Raw genomic sequence first — 20,742 nt, forward strand, 5'->3', positions numbered from 1 at the left:
CTCACTTATGATTGTCAGTGTAAGGGATCAAAGACAAGTAGCGAGCTTGTTTGATAGCTAACGCTAATTGACGTTGGTAACGAGCTTTAGTACCTGTAATACGGCTAGGAACAATCTTGCCGTTTTCAGTAATGTACTGTTTTAAAGTGTCGATATCTTTGTAGTCGATGTACGTAACGTTCTCAGCTGTAAAGCGGCAGAACTTGCGACGACGGTAAAAACGTGCCATGTTATGTTCTCCTTAAGCTTCAGCAGAGTCTTGAGCGTGTTGTGCTTCTTCACGTTGAGCTTTACGCGCACGTTTTTCTTCAGCACTCTTCGCCAATAGTGACTCTTCAGTGATAGCGTTTTCACGACGGATGATAAGGCTACGAATGATTGCGTCGTTATAACGGAACAATTCTTCAAGCTCATCAAGAGTAGTTTGACCACACTCAACATTCATAAGAATGTAGTGAGCTTTGTGGATCTTGTTGATTGGGTAAGCCAATTGACGACGGCCCCAGTCTTCAAGACGGTGGATTTGACCTTCAGCTTCTTTGATGTGAGTTAGGTAGCGTTCTACCATACCAACTACTTGATCGCTTTGATCAGGGTGTACTAAAAGTACGATTTCGTAATGACGCATTGTCAGCTCCTTACGGTTTGGACAGCCCCAATTTAAGTAAATTGAAGCAAGGAGTCACAACCAAAGTTGTGTCGCAGTGTTTGCGAAGGGGGAATTGTAGTGATCTTTAGGGATAATTTCAACCAAATAAGACATTTTTGCGAAATTATATCTATAGTCAGATCTTTTAATAGAAAACCACATTAACTTTAAAACAGCAGGGTTCGACTGCTTAAATTCAGCAAATGTACTATTGAGAATATCAAGTGGCTTTCTCTAACTTAAAATCTGCATACACATTATCAATGTCAGGCTAAAACCAAAAAACGGTAAATTTATCAGAGATAAGAAAAGAGAGGGAGGTTCTAAAGCAGAGATTTTGATTCTGCTCTACAGATACTCGGAATGGGGGATAGGAAAATCAAAATAAAAAAAGATAGAGACTAACTCTATCTTTTTAAAAAAACACAATCTGTGTAGATGGCGTAGTTGAGGTAAAGCTAAAGATAATACTGATGACAGTAATCAGGATCACCGAGAACAAGAAATATTTCTTTGCCCAAAGTTGATCATTTTCAGCTTTAAATCCAATGACACCGATATACAACCAGTAAATGCACAGTAAGTTTAAAATCACTGCATAAAACCAGTTAGCATAACCAAAGACAAATAATGCATTCATGGTCAGTGTGAATAACACCACATAAACCAGTGATTCAATCTTGGTACGATGAATCGAACGCGCCACAGGCAAGATCGGAATACCTGCATTTTTGTAATCATCAAAGCGGTAAATCGCAATCGCCCATGAGTGAGGCATTTGCCAGAGCGCATAACCTAAAAAGATCAGTAACGCACCGAGGTCAAATTGATTGGCTACTGCGGTATAACCAATAACAGGCGGAGCTGCACCAGAAATACTGCCGACTACAGTTTGATGAATTGTAGTTCGTTTTGTCCATAGGCTGTAGAAACCAACATATACGACAAAACCAATCACCGCGAATAAGAAAGCGTACGCATTTATCCAGAACCATAAAAGACTAAAACCAGCGATGCCTAATACCAGGGCAAAGGCCAGGGCAACAGGTTCGGAAATGGCTTTGGTGACCAGAGCACGGTTTTGTGTACGCTGCATTTTTTGGTCGATGTCTTGGTCAATCACGTTGTTGACCACACATCCTGATGCTACGACAAGCGTAGTACCGAGAAGGGTAATAAGCAGGAGAAGGAAATCTACAGAACCTTGGGTGGCTACGAAGTAGCCACCCAAAGTGGTAACAAAGTTACCGAAGAGAATTCCTGGCTTAGTCAGGAATAAATACTTTTTCAGCATGACGACCAGTTTAGATCATCATGTTGTAGTGTAGGTAATTCATGATCCATACAGAACCCACTAAAAGAATAGCGATAGTTAAGATGGTATACACGAATGCAATCACGTTCCAGCGTTGCTCTGAAGAAGAGTTCATATGCAGGAAGTAAATTAACTGCACAAGAATCTGAGCAACCGCAGTAATCGCGATGACAGTAATCAAGATACCACGGCCAAAACCGCCTGCCATCACCATACCGAATGGAATTACGGTAAGGATGACAGAAAGGATGAAGCCAACGGTATATTGCTTAACGTTACCGTGTGATTCGCCAGCAGCGTTATGATCGTGACTCATTACAGAACTCCCATCAAGTAAACTACGCTGAATACACAGATCCAAACGATGTCAAGGAAGTGCCAGAACAAGCTTAGGCAAGCTAGACGACGCGTGTTTGCAAGAGTCAAACCATATTTCTTGATTTGAACCATAAGCACGATCATCCAGACCAGACCAGAAGTTACGTGAATACCGTGCGTACCTACCAAAGTAAAGAACGCAGATAAGAACGCACTTGTGCTTGGACCGTGACCAGCATGAACTAAGTGATTGAACTCATATAGTTCCATGCCGATGAAGATAGCACCGAATACCCAAGTAATCGCTAACCAAGTCAGTACTTTTGCAACGTCTTTTTTGTATGCAGCAAGAACTGCAAAACCAAAGGTTACAGAAGAGATCAAGAGGGCGAAGGTTTCAGTAAGAACGAAACCTAAAGAATCGCCAAACAGGTCTCTCGCACTTGGAGTACCCACAGGAATGTGGCTACTCAAAACAGCGAACGCAATGAAGAGTGTACCGAACAGGACAAGGTCACTCATCAAGTAAGTCCAGAAACCAAAGACGGTGATGTCAGTATCATCGTGATGATGATGCTCATCGTGTCCGTGGTTATCGTGATGAAGTACTTCAGCCATTGTCTTAGTCCTTCTTCAAGTGTTTTTCAAGAATCGCATAGCGTTCGTTTTCAATACGTTCAACTTCAGCAGCTGGAACATAGTAATCCACTTTCTTGGTGAAAGAAGACACGATGAAGCTAATGATAGAAGCAATGAACGTAACAACTACTAACCACCAGATGTGCCAGATTAAACCGAAGCCCATAACAGTGATGAACATCGCGATAACGAAACCGGCAGCACGGTTAGTCGGCATGTGGATATCTTCGTACTTCGTTGGTTTTGCATACGCAACACCATTTTCTTTCTCGATCCAGAAAGTATCAATACCATTGATCTTTGGAAGATGAGCAAAGTTATAGAACGGAGCAGGAGAAGATGTCGCCCATTCAAGGGTACGACCATCCCATGGATCGCCAGTCAAATCTAGACGTTGGTCACGTTGTAGGAAACCAACCACGATTTGCATGATGAAACATAGAATACCCAGTGCAACTAGAACCGCACCAAACATCGCGATATCTACATACGGGTCCCATTCTGGGTTGTCAAATGTATTCAAACGACGTGTCATACCCATGAAACCAAGGATATAAAGTGGCATGAATGCAAAATAGAAACCGAAGAACCAGAACCAGAACGCTGCTTTACCCCAAGTCTCATTCAGTCTCCAACCGAACATTTTCGGCCAGTAGAAGATGATACCTGCGAACATACCGAATACCACACCACCAATAATTACGTTATGGAAGTGAGCAATCAGGAATAAAGAGTTGTGTACCAGGAAGTCCGCTGGTGGAACTGCCATCAATACACCTGTTAAACCACCGATACCGAAAGTTACCAGGAAGCCTAGTGTCCATAGCATTGGAGTGGTGAAAACAATACGACCCTTGTACATGGTGAACAACCAAGAGAAGATCTTCACACCTGTAGGAATCGCAATAATCATGGTCATGATACCGAAGAACGCGTTAACGTTGGCACCTGCACCCATGGTAAAGAAGTGGTGAACCCACACAACGAATGACAATACTGTGATTGCTACTGTTGCATACACCATTGATTTGTAACCGAACAATGCTTTGCGCGAGAAAGTCGCAACAACTTCTGAGTAAATACCAAATGCTGGTAAAATCAGAATGTATACTTCTGGGTGACCCCAAGTCCAAATCAAGTTCACGTACAACATTGGACTACCGCCCAAGTCATTGGTGAAGAAGTGGAAACCAAAGTAACGGTCAAGCGTTAACATTGCAATTGTTGCAGTCAACACTGGGAACGCCGCAATAATCAATACTGCTGTACATAAAGATGTCCAGGTAAAGATTGGCATTTCCATAAGTTTCATGCCAGGCGCACGCATTTTGATGATGGTAACGAAGAAGTTAACACCCGTTAATAGCGTACCTAGACCTGAAATTTGCAGTGCCCAGATATAGTAGTCCATACCTACGCCTGGAGAATATTCGATACCAGACAGTGGAGGGTATGCCATCCAACCTGTTGCAGCGAATTCACCTAACGCAAGTGAAACCATCATCAGACCCGCAGCGCCGGCGAATAACCAGAAGCTTAAAGAGTTTAATAATGGGAATGCAACGTCACGTGCACCGATTTGAAGCGGTACAGAGATGTTCATTAAACCAACTACAAGACCCATTGCCACGAAGAAGATCATGATCACGCCATGCGCGGTAAAGATCTGGTCGTAATGCTCAGGGTGTAGATAACCTTCGCCGCCACCTTTTGCAAGGAACTGCTGAAGACGCATCATGATCGCATCGGCGAAACCACGCAAAAGCATGATCACAGATACGAAGATATACATGATACCAATTTTTTTATGGTCTACAGATGTGAACCATTCGTTCCACAGGTAGCCCCATTTTTTGAAGTAGGTAATACCAGCAAAAACTGCGATACCACCCAGGATCATCATTGCAACAGTTGCCAATACGATTGGATCGTAAGGAATTGCATCTGGACCTAACTTACCTAAGAAGCTCATGTCTTATTCTCCTTGAGAAGCAGTCGCATGTTCACCAGCTACATGAGCTTCAGAAGCAGCCGCTTCGTGAGCAACAGCATCAGTCGCTGCAGCTTCTACAGGAGCTGAATGGTCAGCACCGTGATAGTTACTCATATACTTGTGAATCACAGATTCAAACAAACCTTGCTCTACAGAAGAGTAGTAAGTCACAGGATGTGGCTTAGTAGGGTAAGGCTTCATTGCTTCAGCAGCAGCCTTCTCTTCAGGAGTTTCAGCTTTTGCAATAATCGCTTCGATCTGGTGTTTACCACGGTTGCCGTCACGTAAAGTTGCAAATTCAGCTTGGTCTAGAACAGTTTTTTGTACTGCATTAGGGTTAACTGAAGTACCGTTTCCTGCCTGAACAGCAGAAATCCATTCAGCGAATTGAGCATCAGTCACAGAATGTGCACGGAAGCGCATTTGTGAGAAGCCATAGCCTGAATAGTTTGAAGAGAAACCACGATAACCTTCAGCTGGACTAGTTTCATCAGCTAAGAAGTTAAGGTGAGTTTGCATACCTGCCATTGCATAAATCTGACCACTTAACGCCGGGATGAAGAACGAGTTCATCGTGAAGTTAGAGGTTAAACGAAGGCTTACCGGAGTTTGCTCTGGGAAACGTAATTCGTTAACAGTTGCAATGCCTTGCTCAGGATAGATGAAGATCCATTTAAATTGCTCAGCAATAACCTGAACAGTTAAAGGTGCTTTATCTGCTTCAATTGGACGGTATGGGTCATACTTGTGGGAACCCCACCAAGTTAACCAAGCTAAAATACCAATAATAATGACAGGGATACCCCATACCACAATTTCAATCGCAGTAGAGTGTGCCCATGTAGGTTTATAGTCTGCGTCTTTATTCGATGCACGATATTTCCAACCGAACCATAATGCCATGATGATTGATGGAATAACCACCAAAAGCATTAAGTAAATCGCAGTCATCATCAGGTTACTTTGACCTGCTGCAACTGGACCTTTAGAGTTCAGAAGTACCATATCACCACCACACCCGGTCAAGAGTGCAGTCATCGCAGATAAAGACAATACAGCTAAAATCGTTTGTCTCATTTTACAACCTCGGTGAAGAGTCCCATTCCCTAATTTAATATGGGATAGCGATTAAAGTGCATATGACAAAAAAGGCTGAATTTTACAAAACATCCTATTAATCACAATACACCGCTACGTTGTAGGGCATTATGCCTGAGATTCACGAACTAAGCTATATCTAGGGCGCTTTAAATGCCTGTAATAAAAACCGATTTTGCTGGTCTGGATTGGGGAGGATTTATGGGAATTTTATTTCAATTTCAAAGTTCTGTAATCAAAATGGGATGATATTCATCCCATTTTGTGTATTCCTGCACTATTGTTTCACAACTTGCGTTTTTGCGAGTTTATCGTGCAAGGTTTGACGTTTTTTGCCCAATCCGAAGGCCCAGTCAATAATTAAACTCAGTGGCATAAATACAATATTTAAAAATATGAAAAATACGCTACGAATAGTAAAGGCGCGCAACAGGCTGGTCTTTTCACCTGATTCTACATCTACAATTTTGATTTTCGTGAGCTTTTTACCAATACTTTGGCCTGATTTGGCAATCAGAAAGGCTTGAATGGCCAGCATGATAATCAAATAGACCGCTGTGGCAAGCCACGCCTGCTGAGAAAACATCTCAAACATTTGAGTCTGTAATTGCTGAGCCATTGCAGGATCTGCATCGCTACTCAGCACAACATTCATGAATTCTTCATTCAGTTGAGCAAACCGGGTTTCCTGTTCAGGCGTAAAAAAAGCAGTCAAAATGAAGGTTGCTGGTAGCCACAGTAATACGTCTACAATTTTGGCCAGGATACGGCTTGGAATACTGGCAAGTTCATTTTTTTGAGTTGCTGTTTGAGTATGAGGCTGTGAGTAGGCCGAAGTCGTTGGTTGGCTATTCTGGAATACCGGCGTTTCAGGTGTGACTGCTGGAGCGACATAACCTTCGGGTTGATATACCGATTTTCCTTGGGTAAGTTCACCTAAGGCTTTCCACTCGGTCATGCCTTGATGCCATGCCAGGTCAGTCAGCATGACTTGTTGATTCGCCAGCATCTGATTCAATTGCTCGAGCGTATATGGACCAGCTTGTTGATTGTTTCGGGCCAAGTAAATCTGCATATAGACTGAATCTCAATATATAAATGTGAACTGATAATAGCTTTGATCAAGATTGTATTGAATTCTGTTTTGAAAACAAACATCCTCTCATCGTAAGATATAGATTAATTGAGGATTTTCAATCATATTTGTCATTAAAAATGAGCCCATACAAAATTGCAAGGATCTGCATTCTTAAAAATATCTTCCTGAACATTCGATGGTTATTTATTATTATTGCCATTTTGATATGACTTTACTGTTGGTATTTGTTTGTCATTACAGTCTTTATGTGTTGATAAGCGTTGATTTAATTATATTTATAAATTCAATTGTTTAGCTTGTGATTGGGTCTTTAGTTATCAATTTTCAAACAATAAATCATAATATCTATCTCATAAAAAAGACCCTATCAAAGGGTAATGCCAGTCAGTTAAGCAGACATTAGAAAAATGTAGTAAAAATGAGTGTATGCCAATACGCTCATTTTTTTTATGACTTTATCTGAAAATTTAGATTGCACCCTTCAACATTCTTTGCCTTCACTCAGCCATTTCAGTGAACTCATTGATTTAAACTGGATTAAAGAAAGCCTACATCAAACAGGTAAGGCTTCTATCAGGAGAAGAAAATTACCTGCCGAACATGTGGTATGGCTGGTAATTGGGCTTGCCCTATTTCGAGATCAACCGATCGGGTATGTCGTAGAGCAACTAAAACTTGTGTTTGGTACAACAGAATATTGTGTCCCCAGTGCAGCAGTGCAAGCACGACAACGTTTAGGACGAGAGCCCTTGAATACCTTGTTTTCTCTACTCAGCCAAGCCTGGTTTGAAGAATCCCAACAGCAATACTCAAACTTTCATGGCCTTAGTGTATGTGCTGTTGACGGGGTGGTTTGGTCTATGCCTTATACAGACGAGAATTTTGAACACTTTGGCTCATCTAAGGGTAAAACCGCTGCAGCCCCTTATCCACAAGTGAGAGCAACCTGCCTGGTAAATACCAGCACCCATGAAATCATTGATGCCCAAATAGGTAGCATGGATCAGGGTGAACTTACACTGGCAAATCGATTATGTCCTCCATCGCATAGTATTACCTTGTTTGATCGAGCCTATTTCTCTGCTGATTTCTTGATTGACTGGCAAACACGAGTAGAAGCCAGTCATTGGTTAATGAGAGCAAAAGATAATTTACGCTATGAGATCATTAAACGTAATTCCCCGCATGACTTTCAAATCAAAATGCCTCTTTCAGCTAGAGCCAGGAAGCTAAATCCATCATTAGGAGAATATTGGGAAGCGCGTTTGATTGAAGTTGAGCAGGCAGGGAAAATTAGACGTTATATCACTTCATTAATGGATTCAAAGGCATATCCACTGATAGGCTTGGCGAAGCTTTATGCCCAGCGCTGGGAAATAGAAATGTGTTACCGAGAAATCAAAAGTGATTTACAGGAAGGTAAGCATTTGAGGAGCAAGCAACCTGATTTAATTTATCAAGAATTATGGGGGGTCTTCATTGCCTATAATATTCTAAGAAGACAAATGAAACATATGGCTCAACGTGCAAAAGTCAGTCCTTTGAGAATCAGCTTTCATATTGCCTCTATCAGCATCCTGAATATATTAAGATTTGATTCTTTAGACTCCGCAGGGAATTTACCTAAACATCTAGAAAGTTTACTGGAGAAATCGAGGAGGTATGTTTTGCCTGAGAGAAGGGTTAGAAGTTGCCCACGAGTTGTGAAAGGAAAACCGCAGAAATACCCAAGAAAATGCCAGTCAATTTCTTAACTGACTGGCATTACCTATCAAAGGGTCTTTTTTATTCACAATTGCTTATGCTTTTTGCACTTTTTCTTCAGCCAGGAAGAACCAAGTTTCAAGTACCGAGTCTGGGTTTAAAGACACAGAGTCGATACCTTGTTCCATTAACCATTGTGCAAGATCTGGATGATCAGAAGGACCTTGACCACAAATACCGACATATTTGCCAGCTTTACGACATGCTTGAATTGCAAGAGAAAGCAACGCCTTAACTGCAGGGTCGCGCTCATCAAATAGGTGAGAGACAATACCCGAGTCACGGTCAAGACCAAGCGTTAATTGTGTCAAGTCGTTTGAACCAATAGAGAAACCATCGAAATGTTCAAGGAATTGATCTGCCAATAAAGCATTGGTTGGAAGTTCACACATCATGATCACTTTAAGGCCGTTTTCACCGCGCTTAAGACCATTTAATGCAAGAAGTTCAATTACACGTTTCGCTTCAGCAACAGTACGAACAAATGGAATCATGATCTGGATATTGGTTAAACCCATTTCATCACGTGCCTTTTTCAATGCACGACATTCAAGTTCGAAGCAATCACGAAAGTTATCAGAAACGTAGCGACTTGCACCACGGAAACCTAGCATCGGGTTTTCTTCTTCTGGCTCGTATAACTTACCACCGATCAAGTTTGCATATTCGTTAGACTTGAAGTCTGACATACGAACAATGACTGGCTTGTCTGCAAATGCAGCAGCAAGTGTCGAGATACCTTCAACCAGTTTCTCTACATAGAATTCAATTGGAGATGCATAACCTGCAGTACGCGCCATGACTGCTGCACGTGTTTCACGTGGAAGGCTGTCAATATTGATTAATGCTTTCGGGTGAACACCAATCATACGGTTAATAATGAATTCAAGACGCGCCAGACCAATACCTGCGTTTGGAATTTGAGCAAAGTCAAATGCACGATCCGGGTTACCCACGTTCATCATTACTTTAAATGGAAGAGCAGGCATAGACTCAATTGAATTCTTTTGAATTTCAAAATCTAGTGCGCCTTCATAGATAAAGCCAGTATCACCTTCAGCACAAGACACAGTCACTTCCTGACCGTCTACAAGAACTTCAGTTGCATTACCACAACCCACGATTGCAGGAACACCAAGCTCACGTGCAATAATTGCTGCGTGACAAGTACGACCACCACGGTTTGTTACAATCGCAGCTGCACGTTTCATGACTGGTTCCCAATCCGGGTCAGTCATATCAGATACAAGAACATCACCGTCTTGTACTTTGTCCATTTCTTTAATAGACGTCACAATGCGGACTTTACCAGAACCAATGCGTTGACCGATTGAACGGCCTTCACAGATCACAGTACCGCGTTGTTTCAACAGGTAGCGTTCCATGGTGCCGACATTTTCACGGCTTTTTACAGTTTCAGGACGCGCCTGAACGATGTAAATCTTGCCATCATCGCCATCTTTTGCCCACTCGATGTCCATTGGTGCACCGTAGTGGTTTTCAATGATCAGCGCTTGTTTAGCAAGTTCTTGTAATTCCTGGTCGTTTAAAGCGAACTGTTGGCGTTCAGCTTTTTCAACATCCACGACAACGACAGATTTACCTGCAGATGCTTCTTCACCATAAATCATTTTCTGGTGCTTAGAACCCAGGTTGCGACGAAGGATCGCGTGTCGGCCTGCATTTAAAAGCGGTTTAGAAATATAGAATTCGTCCGGGTTAACTGCACCTTGAACGACCATTTCACCCAAACCATAAGATGCAGTAATGAATACTGCATCACGGAAGCCTGATTCAGTATCTAGCGTAAACATCACACCTGCAGCGCCAGTTTCTGAACGAACCATGCGTTGTACACCAGCAGACAGGGCAACTACATCATGGGCAAAGTTTTGGTGTACACGGTATGAGATTGCGCGGTCGTTGTACAAAGATGCAAACACTTCTTTGATTGCGATCAGAACGTTATCGATACCACGAATGTTCAAGAAAGTTTCTTGCTGGCCGGCAAAAGAAGCATCCGGCAAATCTTCTGCAGTTGCAGAAGAACGAACGGCAACCGCGATGTCAGGGTTGCCGTTAGAAAGTTCTGCAAATGCTGTACGAACTTCTTGTTCTAATGCAGGCGTAAGTGGAGTATCCACAATCCATTGACGAATTTTTGCGCCAGTTTCAGCAAGTGCATTTACATCATCAACATTGAGTGCAGCAAGCTCTGCATTGATTTTAGCGTTTAGGCCACTTTGCTCGAGAAATTCACGGTAGGCATCGGCAGTCGTTGCGAAACCACCTGGCACAGATACACCAGCATTTGATAAGTGGCTGATCATTTCGCCTAGTGATGAGTTTTTCCCACCGACCAGCTCAACGTCGTGCTTCCCTAATTTTTCCAGACCAATTACGCGCGCTTCCAAAGTTGTTACTCCACTTTTGCAGTATTAATCACTATCTCGGCATGAGAGTATAGCAAATCATCTAGGTTTTTGATTTTACTAAGCGACAGTCATGTAAGATCGGTTTACTATAAAGATTATATAGCACTAAGACAAATGTTGGAGGAGAATTTTAATGTCGGAAGGTAAACAAATTCAGCGTAGTGTTTTCTTTATTTCAGATGGTACCGCCATCACCGCTGAAACCCTTGGACACTCGCTGTTAGCGCAGTTTCCGCATGTGAAATTTGACATTCATATTATCCCTTACATTAGTTCCGAAGAAGCGGCTACAAATGTGGTGGCAGAGATCAATGCAAGAGCTCAAATCGACGGTGAAAAACCGCTGGTATTTGATACCCTAGTTGATCCCTATGTGCGCGACATTATTAATACTGCAAATGCAGTAAATCTCGATGTATTTGAAGGGCTTATTAGTAAGTTGGCTGATGAATTAGGCACGATTCCTACAACTTTAGTCGGGCAGACCCACGCGGTGACCGACTCTGAGTCTTATAAGGCCCGTATTGATGCTGTTCATTTTGCTTTAGATAACGACGACGGCGCACGTACCCGTCATTATGATAAAGCTGACCTGATCCTGATTGGTGTATCGCGTTCAGGTAAAACCCCGACCTCTATTTATCTGTCTTTGCAGTTCGGTATTCGCGTGGCGAACTATCCACTGACTGAAGAAGATTTGGATGATAACCGACTGCCAGCCGTGCTGCGACCGCATAAAAACAAGCTGTTTGGCCTGATGATTGATGCGGAACGCCTTGTGGCCATTCGTTCTGAGCGTAAGGCCAATAGCCGTTATGCCAGCTTTAGTCAGTGTCAGATGGAGTTGCGTGCGATTGAAGGAATTTATATTTCGGAAGGCATCAAGTACCTGAATGTGTCTGAAATGTCGATTGAAGAAATCTCAACACGTGTGTTGCAAATGACCGGTTTAAAACGTCGAATCGGTTAAGAAACCAGCCAGAGCCAAACTGCGGTTTGGCTTTGATTTATAGCTAAAAATTACAAGTAAGCATTGATTAATCGAAATAATGTATGAATTTTATAATTCTAAGAAAATACCAACTATCATATTCTGAAATATAAAAGAGTCTTCTTTGCTCATTCTGTTGAATAAATCATCATGTCGGTTCTTGATACGTAAATAAAAATCTCATTATCAGCTTACCAATTTTTCATTTTTACTCGCCAGCGTGAGTTATTTTTCTGCTAAATAAGTATGAATAATGATATCGACCGGATGCTGTTCACCATTAATACAATGAATTGTATTTTCCGAAATTTTCAGAATCGGCCAGGTAATCAGGCGGCAATTTTCACGTTGTAGGGCAGCATAATAATGATCTGATTTCAGATAAATTTTACGGGAAGATGCAAGATTTGGCATTAACTGGCGTCTTAGCCACAAATTCTGCACCTGATTTTCTAAAAACCGCAGAGAAAGCAAGCTTTTAATGCGGTTGTTAAATAAGCGGCGATTTTTACCAATCAATGGGTGATTAATAATTCGTTGCAGAATTCGGTCGGAACCGGGCAGTACAAAAGCAGGATTAATCTGGAAAACTTTTACCGAACGGGCATGTTGACTGATTTTATCCAGCTGGCTCACGGTAAACTGATCCGTGCCAATAATCGCAATATCTTTATCTGCATAACCCAATTTTAACAGTTCGGAAGAGGGCACTTTAATTCCATTAAACTGCTGAAAATGTTCGGGGCGATTTTCAAAAATACCAGCGTGTGGATCATGCTTGGTAGACATTAGAATTCCTTGAATTTATTTAATAATTAATTTTCTTTGTATGAGATATAAACAAAAACTCAAGCCAGGGTAAAGTGAAAAATTTAACTTAGACAGTCATCTATTTGAGCAAAATATAAAATCTGATTTTATTGAAGACTGAATGGATTTACAGGCGATCCAAAAGGAATGACTTTTAACTTGCTGAGATGGATGAAGGAAAAGAAGTGAAGTATTCGTTCAAGAAAGAAGCTTTTTAATAGAAAAGGTCAATAAAAATGATTTTACTGGGATGTTTCTTTTAGTCATTTATCTTTAAAGATGAAAAACATCTACCCATTGCTGAGAATAGGTAGATGCAACTCTTATTTACTGACCATTTTTAATTTGCATCAACAGCTCAAAGTTATGTAGGCGTTTGTCAGTGTCATAGATGTCGCAAGTAAAGATAAACTCATCCACGTCATATTTGGCTAAAAGCGATGCCAGACCGGCTTTAACGGTTTCTTTGGAACCGACCTGAGCCATGGCAAAGAAATTATCGACTGACATTTTTTCCGGCGGCGACCACAGACCTTCCATCGAATCAATTGGTGCTTTAAGTTTCAGGCTTTGCCCACGAATCAGTGATAAAACCCGCTGATAGGCACTGGTCGACAGATATTGTGCTTCTTCATCGGTATCTGCGACACAGGTCGGTACGCCCATCGATACATAAGGACGATCGAGATATTCAGACGGTTCAAAGTTTTCACGATATAATTGAATGGCCTGACCCAGCATACGCGGGGCAAAATGCGAAGCGAAGGAATAAGGTAGGCCGAGTTTTGCTGCCAATTGCGCACTAAACAGACTGGACCCTAATAACCATACAGGTACATGCGTGCTTTGACCCGGCGTTGCCACAATACGCTGTCCTGGAATTGGATCTTTAAAATATTGCAGAATTTCCAGAACATCCTGCGGAAATTGATCTTCGGTTTCCTGACGGCCACGACGCAGGGCACGCATGGTCATTTGATCTGTACCGGGTGCGCGGCCCAGACCCAGTTCAATCCGGTCCGGATAGAGCGTTGCCAAGGTGCCGAACTGTTCTGCTACTACTAGTGGAGCATGATTCGGCAGCATAATTCCACCAGAGCCTAAAGTTAGGGTTTTGGTATTCGCCAGTAAATAGCCTAAGAGAACTGCGGTTGCTGAACTGGCAATGCCATCCATATTATGATGTTCTGCCAGCCACATCCGGCGATAACCCAATTTTTCTGCTGCTTGGGCAAGTTCCAGCGCATGGTTTAGCGCGAATTGAATAGTCTTGTCGTCACGAACAGGAACCAGTTCGAGTATAGAGAACTGGGTATCGTTAAGCGTACGCATAGTATTACTCTTAAATAGACATCTCTAAAAGCATACGACTTTAGAAGGCGTTTGTATATCGAAAAAAATCGATATAAGTGTAAACCAAAAGATAAAGATAAAAAATAAAGGCAAAAAAATAAGCATCCGAAGATGCTTATAAAGGAGGAAAGAATAAGGGGAGAGAATCTTAACGACGACGGTTGTTATAGCGATAATCGTTATAACGGTAGTTACGAGAAGAGTTATAGCGACGTTCGCTGCGGTCATCATAACGACGGTCTTCGCTAACTTTTTTACCTAAAGCTGAACCACCTGCTGAACCCAGTGCCGCACCGATATAACCACCGTTGGTGCCTGCCATGTTTCGGCCAACTGCATAACCTGCACCGCCACCTAAAGCACCACCGATAATCGCACCATTACGGTCACGTTTATTTGCTGCTACTGCGGCACCCGCACCACCACCAATCGCTGAACCGATTGTTGCACCAGTAGTACCGCCCATTTTATTGCCTACTGCGGCACCAACGACACCACCCAAAGCAGAAGCTAAAGCTGTATTGGTTGTATTGCCTGCATTGGCAGCTGTCATACCCATGGCTGAGGTTGCTACGACAGCGATCATTAGAGATTTATAGTTCATGAGGACACCTTTTATATATCTAGCTATATTTTGTTGATGAGATAAATTTAATCTAGCAAGCGCAAAACAGCATGAAGGCAGTGTTGGCGAATTGTGATTTTTATCTCCTTAATTTATTCATGATGTGGACAGGATAATTCCATGTATTAATTGAAAATTCACGTATTAAAGCCACAATAAAAAAAGCACCAAAAGGTGCTTTTCATGTTAAATGTAGCGTCTGGTCTAAACTGCCTGAGCGCAAATTAACGGTAACGTTTTTTCCAGTGTTTAGAGCGTTTTTCCACCGCTTTATCTTTGGCAATCTTGTTACCCAGTGCCGCACCACCGGCAGCACCTAAGGCTGAACCGATATAACCACCGTTAGTACCGCCCATATTTTTACCTACGGTATAACCGGCACCGCCACCTAGGGCACCACCAATGGCAGATTCAGTACGGTTTTTCTTGCTGCTTGCAACTGCTGCACCGCCAGCACCACCTAAAGCAGCACCAATGGTTGCGCCGGTGTTACCGCCCATGTTTTTACCTAATGCTGTACCTGCAACACTACCTAAAGCACTTGCTGCTGCAACACGCGCTGTACTGTCGGCATGTGCGTTTACGGTCATCATTGAACCAGCAGCTAAAACTGTACTCATTAAAAGTGCGTTGAGTTTCATGTCATCACTCCGTGTCCATCAACAGGACTGTAATTATTTCGATGCGGAAAATGTAACAAATCATGCCCAAAACAATATGAAGATGTTTCTTCATAATTCCCTGCTTTATTTGGCGAATTGTAAAATCGGCAAGAAATAAGAATAAGATCGACTATAAAAAAGGCAATTCCACTGTTTTTAATCATATTTGTTAACAAATGCTGTAGAGCACGAATGATAGCAACGCGGACTTACTCAATAATGATGTTCATTAGAAGCCAGAGTCGTTAAACTAGGCGCAATTTTTTGATTTCGCTGTGCTAAATCGGTTTTTAGTCCCAGCCTATGTTTGAGATTTTTTAGAAAATGAAAGAATCGTTACGTTTACGATTAGACCAACTCTCTGACCGCCATGAAGAATTGACCGCATTACTGGCTGATGTAGAAGTCATTTCTGATAATAAGCGCTTCCGTCAATTGTCACGTGAGCATAATGACTTAACAGAAATCACTAATGTCTGGACCAAGTACAGACAGGCGGAAGAAGACATTGAAACGGCTCAGGCCATGCTGTCAGATCCGGACTTTAAGGAAATGGCGCAGGAAGAGATTAAAGAGAATAAAGCTTTAATTGAATCGCTTGAAGCTGATCTGAACATCTTGATGATTCCGAAAGATCCGAATGATGCCAACTCGGCTTATCTTGAGATTCGTGCCGGAACCGGTGGCGATGAAGCTGCGATTTTCTCAGGCGATTTATTCCGTATGTATAGTAAATATGCGGAAAACCAAGGCTGGCGTATTGAAATCCTCTCTGAAAATGAAGGCGAACATGGCGGCTATAAAGAAGTCATCTGCCTGATTAATGGTGACGGTGTTTACGGTCGTCTAAAATTTGAAAGTGGTGCGCATCGTGTACAGCGTGTACCAGCGACCGAATCACAAGGCCGTGTGCATACCTCAGCATGTACCGTTGCGATTCTTCCTGAAATTGATGTTGATACCTCGGTCGACATTAACCCGGCGGATTTGCGCATTGATACCTATCGTGCTTCAGGTGCAGGCGGTCAGCACGTTAACAAAACCGATTCTGCAGTACGTATTACCCACATTCCAACTGGCACCGTAGTGGAATGTCAGGAAGAGCGTTCACAGCATAAGAACAAGGCCAAAGCGATGGCACTGCTGGTATCACGTTTGGAAAATGCCAAACGTGCAGCAGCAGATGCAGCAACCTCGGAAATGCGTCGTGACCTGGTGGGATCGGGTGATCGTTCGGAACGTATCCGTACTTATAACTATCCGCAAGGTCGTATGACCGATCACCGCATTAACCTGACTTTATACAAGCTGGATGCCGTGATGGAAGGTGATTTGACCGAATTGCTGGATAGTCTGCACCGCGAATATCAGGCGGATCAGTTGGCCATGCTTGCACAGCAGAATGGTGGATAATGAATATTTTACAAGCCTTGGCTTTACGCGGCGAAGCTGAAAGTTACGAACGTCAGGAAAATGCCTGGTTATTGGAACACATCACCAAGATTGATTCATTTGATCTGCTGATGAAAAAGGATCAGGAGTTAACGCCGGAACAGGAACAAGCGTATAAAGACGGGTTGGCGCGTATTGCTGCCGGTGAGCCTTTGGCTTATGTCACTGGTTCACAGCCATTCTGGACACTGGATCTAAAAGTGACCAAAGATACCTTGGTGCCACGTCCGGATACTGAAGTACTGGTTGAGACGGTATTGAAGTTAGACCTGCCTGAAGATGCCCGTGTAGTAGATTTGGGTACAGGTACTGGCGCAATTGCCTTATCACTGGCATCTGAACGTTCTAACTGGACAGTAACGGCTTCCGATATCTACGAGCCTACGCTTGAGGTGGCGAAATATAATGCGGAACAACACGATATTGAGAATGTAGAATTTGTTCTGGGTTCATGGCTGAAGCCATTTGGCCGTCAATTCTTTGACGCCATTGTATCGAATCCACCTTATATCGACGCTGATGATGTGCATATGCAGAATCTGGCGACTGAACCGGAACGTGCGCTGGTGGCAGATAAAAAGGGGCTGGCCGATATTGAAATGATTATTCTGCAAGCCAAGAAGCATTTGACCGTGAATGGTTGGGTGGTGCTTGAGCATGGTTATAATCAGGCAGACGCCGTACAACATCTATTTAAACAGGCGGGTTATAAGCAAGTCCGCACGGTTAAAGATTATGGCGGGAATGATCGCGTAACTTTGGGTCAATGGCCACATTAATCTGTCATCTATCTTTATAAAAAAGCGACCGATGTGGTCGCTTTTTTATTGGATTTTTTCTTTATAAATTCCTGACTGCATCTGAAACCTTAAGTATTTTGAATGACATGATGCCAACGCAGTATAACTAAAAACAAAAAAGCGATGCCAGAGCACCGCTTTCGAGGAATTTTTAAAAATAATTACATTGGATAGTCTTGTAGACAGTCATAGACTTCTACCTGATCCAGACTACCAGTTTCCATTGCCAGACAAAGTGCCACAACTTTTAAAGTATCTGCCAGAGATTTTTCATCTTTCAAGGCAATACCTTGTTGTAATTCATTGATACGTTCTGCCGGAATTTCAAGGGCCTGAGCCGCTTCCACAGCATCTACCTGGTTAAAGAAGTGCAGAATTGCATCTTTCAGTTCTGCATCCGATGCATTTAAAATCCCTTGATTCAACTGTTCTGTAATGAGATCAGTCGAAGAAAATAAAGCTTTAGAGAAGTTTTGGACAAGATTTTGCCCAAGCACATCAGTCATCTTTAACATGGAGATACCTTCAACTAGAAAGGAAAATGGAGAGTACAGCCAATAGCAAAAGTGCTATAAATTGAATGAAAAATAATCTATTTCCGGGTGAATTGCAAAGCTTTCTGGGTGACTGTGTAGTCCTGCTAATATATGTTTTAGGGCTTGAAATATATAATCATAATAAAAATAAATGCTTAGAATCTAAGTATTTTTCGGTAATATCTTTGAAGTCTAAGTTTATATAAATTATCTAATGTTATTTTGTCGATATGCGCCTGGACTGACGCCAGTCCACTTTTTGAATGCACGATGAAATGCACTGGATTCCTGAAAATTAAGCTGATCGCTAATCTCTTGTAAACTTTGTTCAGTACGGGTCAGCAATTCAATGGCGGTATCCCGGCGTATCTCATTTTTTAACTGTTGATAGCTGACACCTTCACTTTTTAAACGCCGTTGCATGGTCGCTTCAGACATATTCATTTTTAAGGCCAGTTCATTCAGTTCCAGCCATTCTGCCGGTGAAACTTGCAGTAATTGACGGCGAATCTGGGTGCTCAAGGCATAGGGGTTTTTAAAACGCACCAATAAATTTTGTGGGGTTTGCTGAATAAACTGATACCAGGACTGAGCATCCTGTTTAATCGGCAATTGCAGATAGCTTGCATCAAATTGCACGTAATTTTCGCTGGCCTGATATTCAATCTGTTCACAAAAACGGACTTTGTAATCAAAATCATCTAGGGGTGCTGCGCATTTCAATTGAATCTGATTAAGCAAAATCCGTTGTCCACTTAACCAGCAGATCAGGGTATGAATCAGCATCAGATAAGTCGCATAACTAAACATGCGTTTAGTCTGTTGTAGATCATAAATCACGATATAGGCATAGTGTTCCTCAACCATGAGCGTGCTTTGCAGATCGTCCAAAACCAGGTTGAGAAATTGCAAAATATGTTGCAGCGCTTTTTCCAGTGTATCTGCCTGCATGACCATTTTCGAAAGTAATTTAAAACTACCACGACGCATGGCATGGCTGTCCATACCAAAAAATTCGTCATTCATGCTGTCTGCAAGCACAGTCCATAACTGGGCAAATTGGCTAACGGATACGCGTGCCTTGGGAGCATTCAATACTTCTGCTGGGATATTGGCTTTTTTTAGAATGTCAGAGATATCAAATTGCAGCCGTTTGGCATCCAGCAATGCTTCGTTCACCAGATCAATCGAGATGGTGCCTTTGCTATATTCCGGTGCAGGCTTATGCATATTCAGTCTGACATCCTTGTTTTCATTGTCCAAATACATCATGCAAGATGCAATATTTGGAAATTGTACAGAATAAAAACTCTGTTTACTCTGCATATTAAGTCGTATCTGAAATATAAAAATCGTTAGGAAATAAACATGAACATTCAGGGAAAAGTTGTTGTCGTTACAGGTGGTGCATCAGGTTTGGGTGCGGCTACGGCGACGCATCTGGTTGAACAAGGTGCCAAAGTAATTCTGGTCGATATGAATCAGGAGCAGGGTCAGGCATTACAACAACAACTGGGCGCACAGGCTGAATTTTTTCAGCTGGATGTCACCAATGAACAAGCCGTTGAAGCTTTCTTTGCTGAGGTCGAAAAGACTTATGGTCAACTGAATGGCCTGGTGAACTGTGCCGGTGTGGCACCTTCTGCCAAAGTCTTGGGTCGTAATGGTATCCATGAGTTGGCGATGTTTCAAAAAGTGCTGAATATTAATGTAAATGGTACGTTTAATATGCTGCGTCATGCGGCGGCTTTAATCGCAAAATATGAGCTGCAAGCCGGTGAAGAAGAACGTGGGGTGATTGTGAATACTGCCTCTGTGGCTGCTTATGATGGTCAGATTGGCCAGACTGCTTATGCTGCTTCAAAAGGTGCTGTGGTCGCAATGACCTTACCTTTGGCACGTGAACTGGCTCGTGAGGCAATTCGTGTCATGACTATCGCGCCGGGCATTATGGAAACTCCGATGCTGAAAGGCATGCCGCAAAATGTCCAGGATGCTTTGGGGCAAATGGTGCCATTTCCATCGCGTCTGGCCAAACCACAGGAATTTGCCCAGCTGGTGGGACATATCTTTGAAAATGGTTATTTGAATGGTGAAGTGATTCGTCTAGATGGTGCAATCCGTATGGCGCCAAAATAATTTTTTAAATAAACACATTTTCTCTGATTCATCAAAATGGCAATGACGTATCAGGGAAAGTTGC

Annotated in this window: 20 protein-coding genes; 5 read left to right on the forward strand and 15 right to left on the reverse strand. The window is 42.4% G+C overall.

Annotation, left to right across the window (positions count from 1 at the left end; genetic code table 11):
• Position 1: 1 nt before the first annotated feature.
• The 8 genes from rpsR to F890_RS06990 all read right to left on the reverse strand — a co-directional run bounded on the left by rpsR (position 2) and on the right by F890_RS06990 (position 7,087).
• Positions 2–229, reverse strand: coding sequence for a 30S ribosomal protein S18 (rpsR, locus tag F890_RS06955; protein ID WP_004278792.1), 228 nt, complete (start codon positions 227–229; stop codon positions 2–4).
• Between the two features lie 12 nt (positions 230–241).
• Positions 242–628: a 30S ribosomal protein S6 gene (rpsF, locus tag F890_RS06960; protein WP_004278789.1), complete on the reverse strand. Its 387-nt coding sequence runs from the start codon at positions 626–628 to the stop codon at positions 242–244.
• A gap of 436 nt (positions 629–1,064) precedes the next feature.
• Positions 1,065–1,943, reverse strand: coding sequence for a heme o synthase (cyoE, locus tag F890_RS06965; protein ID WP_004278788.1), 879 nt, complete (start codon positions 1,941–1,943; stop codon positions 1,065–1,067).
• A gap of 10 nt (positions 1,944–1,953) precedes the next feature.
• On the reverse strand, positions 1,954–2,280 hold the full coding sequence (locus F890_RS06970) for a cytochrome o ubiquinol oxidase subunit IV (protein ID WP_004645410.1): 327 nt from the start codon (positions 2,278–2,280) through the stop codon (positions 1,954–1,956).
• Positions 2,280–2,900, reverse strand: a complete 621-nt coding sequence (gene cyoC, locus F890_RS06975) for a cytochrome o ubiquinol oxidase subunit III (protein WP_004278786.1) — start codon at positions 2,898–2,900, stop codon at positions 2,280–2,282. The genes F890_RS06970 and cyoC overlap by 1 nt, the downstream gene beginning before the upstream one ends.
• Before the next feature lie 4 nt (positions 2,901–2,904).
• Positions 2,905–4,893 carry a cytochrome o ubiquinol oxidase subunit I gene (gene cyoB / locus F890_RS06980; protein ID WP_004278785.1) on the reverse strand — a complete coding sequence of 663 codons (1,989 nt, stop codon included), beginning with the start codon at positions 4,891–4,893 and terminating at the stop codon, positions 2,905–2,907.
• Positions 4,894–4,896: 3 nt separating this feature from the next.
• The gene (gene cyoA / locus F890_RS06985; RefSeq protein ID WP_004278784.1) at positions 4,897–5,991 is read right to left on the reverse strand and encodes a ubiquinol oxidase subunit II; all 1,095 of its coding nucleotides are present in this window, start codon (positions 5,989–5,991) and stop codon (positions 4,897–4,899) included.
• A 298-nt stretch (positions 5,992–6,289) separates the two neighbouring features.
• Positions 6,290–7,087, reverse strand: coding sequence for an RDD family protein (locus F890_RS06990; protein WP_004278783.1), 798 nt, complete (start codon positions 7,085–7,087; stop codon positions 6,290–6,292).
• Positions 7,088–7,560: 473 nt separating this feature from the next.
• Between F890_RS06990 and F890_RS06995 the strand changes: the two genes are divergently transcribed.
• Entirely contained in the window at positions 7,561–8,865 is a 1,305-nt protein-coding gene (locus tag F890_RS06995; protein ID WP_005104965.1) for an IS4 family transposase, read from the forward strand.
• 45 nt (positions 8,866–8,910) lie between these two features.
• Here F890_RS06995 and ppsA read toward each other — a convergent pair whose 3' ends face one another.
• Positions 8,911–11,289: a phosphoenolpyruvate synthase gene (ppsA, locus tag F890_RS07000; RefSeq protein WP_004278782.1), complete on the reverse strand. Its 2,379-nt coding sequence runs from the start codon at positions 11,287–11,289 to the stop codon at positions 8,911–8,913.
• Positions 11,290–11,443: 154 nt separating this feature from the next.
• Here ppsA and F890_RS07005 point away from each other — a divergent pair, with 154 nt between their 5' ends.
• Complete coding sequence (locus F890_RS07005) at positions 11,444–12,280, forward strand: posphoenolpyruvate synthetase regulatory kinase/phosphorylase PpsR (protein WP_004278781.1); 837 nt, start codon at positions 11,444–11,446, stop codon at positions 12,278–12,280.
• A gap of 246 nt (positions 12,281–12,526) precedes the next feature.
• Here F890_RS07005 and F890_RS07010 read toward each other — a convergent pair whose 3' ends face one another.
• The 4 genes from F890_RS07010 to F890_RS07025 form a co-directional block, all read right to left on the reverse strand.
• A complete protein-coding gene (locus tag F890_RS07010) occupies positions 12,527–13,090 on the reverse strand; it encodes an NAD(P)/FAD-dependent oxidoreductase (protein ID WP_004278780.1) in 564 nt (187 codons plus the stop codon).
• 348 nt (positions 13,091–13,438) lie between these two features.
• On the reverse strand, positions 13,439–14,443 hold the full coding sequence (locus F890_RS07015) for an LLM class flavin-dependent oxidoreductase (protein ID WP_004278779.1): 1,005 nt from the start codon (positions 14,441–14,443) through the stop codon (positions 13,439–13,441).
• A 169-nt stretch (positions 14,444–14,612) separates the two neighbouring features.
• Entirely contained in the window at positions 14,613–15,068 is a 456-nt protein-coding gene (locus F890_RS07020) for a hypothetical protein (protein ID WP_004278778.1), read from the reverse strand.
• A gap of 245 nt (positions 15,069–15,313) precedes the next feature.
• Positions 15,314–15,730: a glycine zipper domain-containing protein gene (locus F890_RS07025; protein ID WP_004278777.1), complete on the reverse strand. Its 417-nt coding sequence runs from the start codon at positions 15,728–15,730 to the stop codon at positions 15,314–15,316.
• Positions 15,731–16,075: 345 nt separating this feature from the next.
• Between F890_RS07025 and prfA the strand changes: the two genes are divergently transcribed.
• Together prfA and prmC are read left to right on the forward strand one after the other, a co-directional pair.
• Positions 16,076–17,164, forward strand: a complete 1,089-nt coding sequence (gene prfA / locus F890_RS07030; RefSeq protein WP_004278776.1) for a peptide chain release factor 1 — start codon at positions 16,076–16,078, stop codon at positions 17,162–17,164.
• On the forward strand, positions 17,164–17,982 hold the full coding sequence (prmC, locus tag F890_RS07035; RefSeq protein ID WP_004278775.1) for a peptide chain release factor N(5)-glutamine methyltransferase: 819 nt from the start codon (positions 17,164–17,166) through the stop codon (positions 17,980–17,982). Before prfA ends, prmC begins: the two co-directional genes overlap by 1 nt.
• Before the next feature lie 182 nt (positions 17,983–18,164).
• Here prmC and F890_RS07040 read toward each other — a convergent pair whose 3' ends face one another.
• Both F890_RS07040 and F890_RS07045 read right to left on the reverse strand, forming a co-directional pair.
• Complete coding sequence (locus F890_RS07040) at positions 18,165–18,518, reverse strand: hypothetical protein (RefSeq protein ID WP_004278774.1); 354 nt, start codon at positions 18,516–18,518, stop codon at positions 18,165–18,167.
• A gap of 228 nt (positions 18,519–18,746) precedes the next feature.
• Entirely contained in the window at positions 18,747–19,769 is a 1,023-nt protein-coding gene (locus tag F890_RS07045; RefSeq protein WP_174893667.1) for an AraC family transcriptional regulator, read from the reverse strand.
• A gap of 138 nt (positions 19,770–19,907) precedes the next feature.
• Here F890_RS07045 and F890_RS07050 point away from each other — a divergent pair, with 138 nt between their 5' ends.
• Positions 19,908–20,678 carry an SDR family NAD(P)-dependent oxidoreductase gene (locus F890_RS07050; protein WP_004278772.1) on the forward strand — a complete coding sequence of 257 codons (771 nt, stop codon included), beginning with the start codon at positions 19,908–19,910 and terminating at the stop codon, positions 20,676–20,678.
• Positions 20,679–20,742: the final 64 nt, after the last annotated feature.

This window comes from Acinetobacter sp. CIP 64.7, assembly GCF_000369745.1.
GTDB classification, from domain to species: Bacteria; Pseudomonadota; Gammaproteobacteria; order Pseudomonadales; family Moraxellaceae; genus Acinetobacter; species Acinetobacter fasciculus.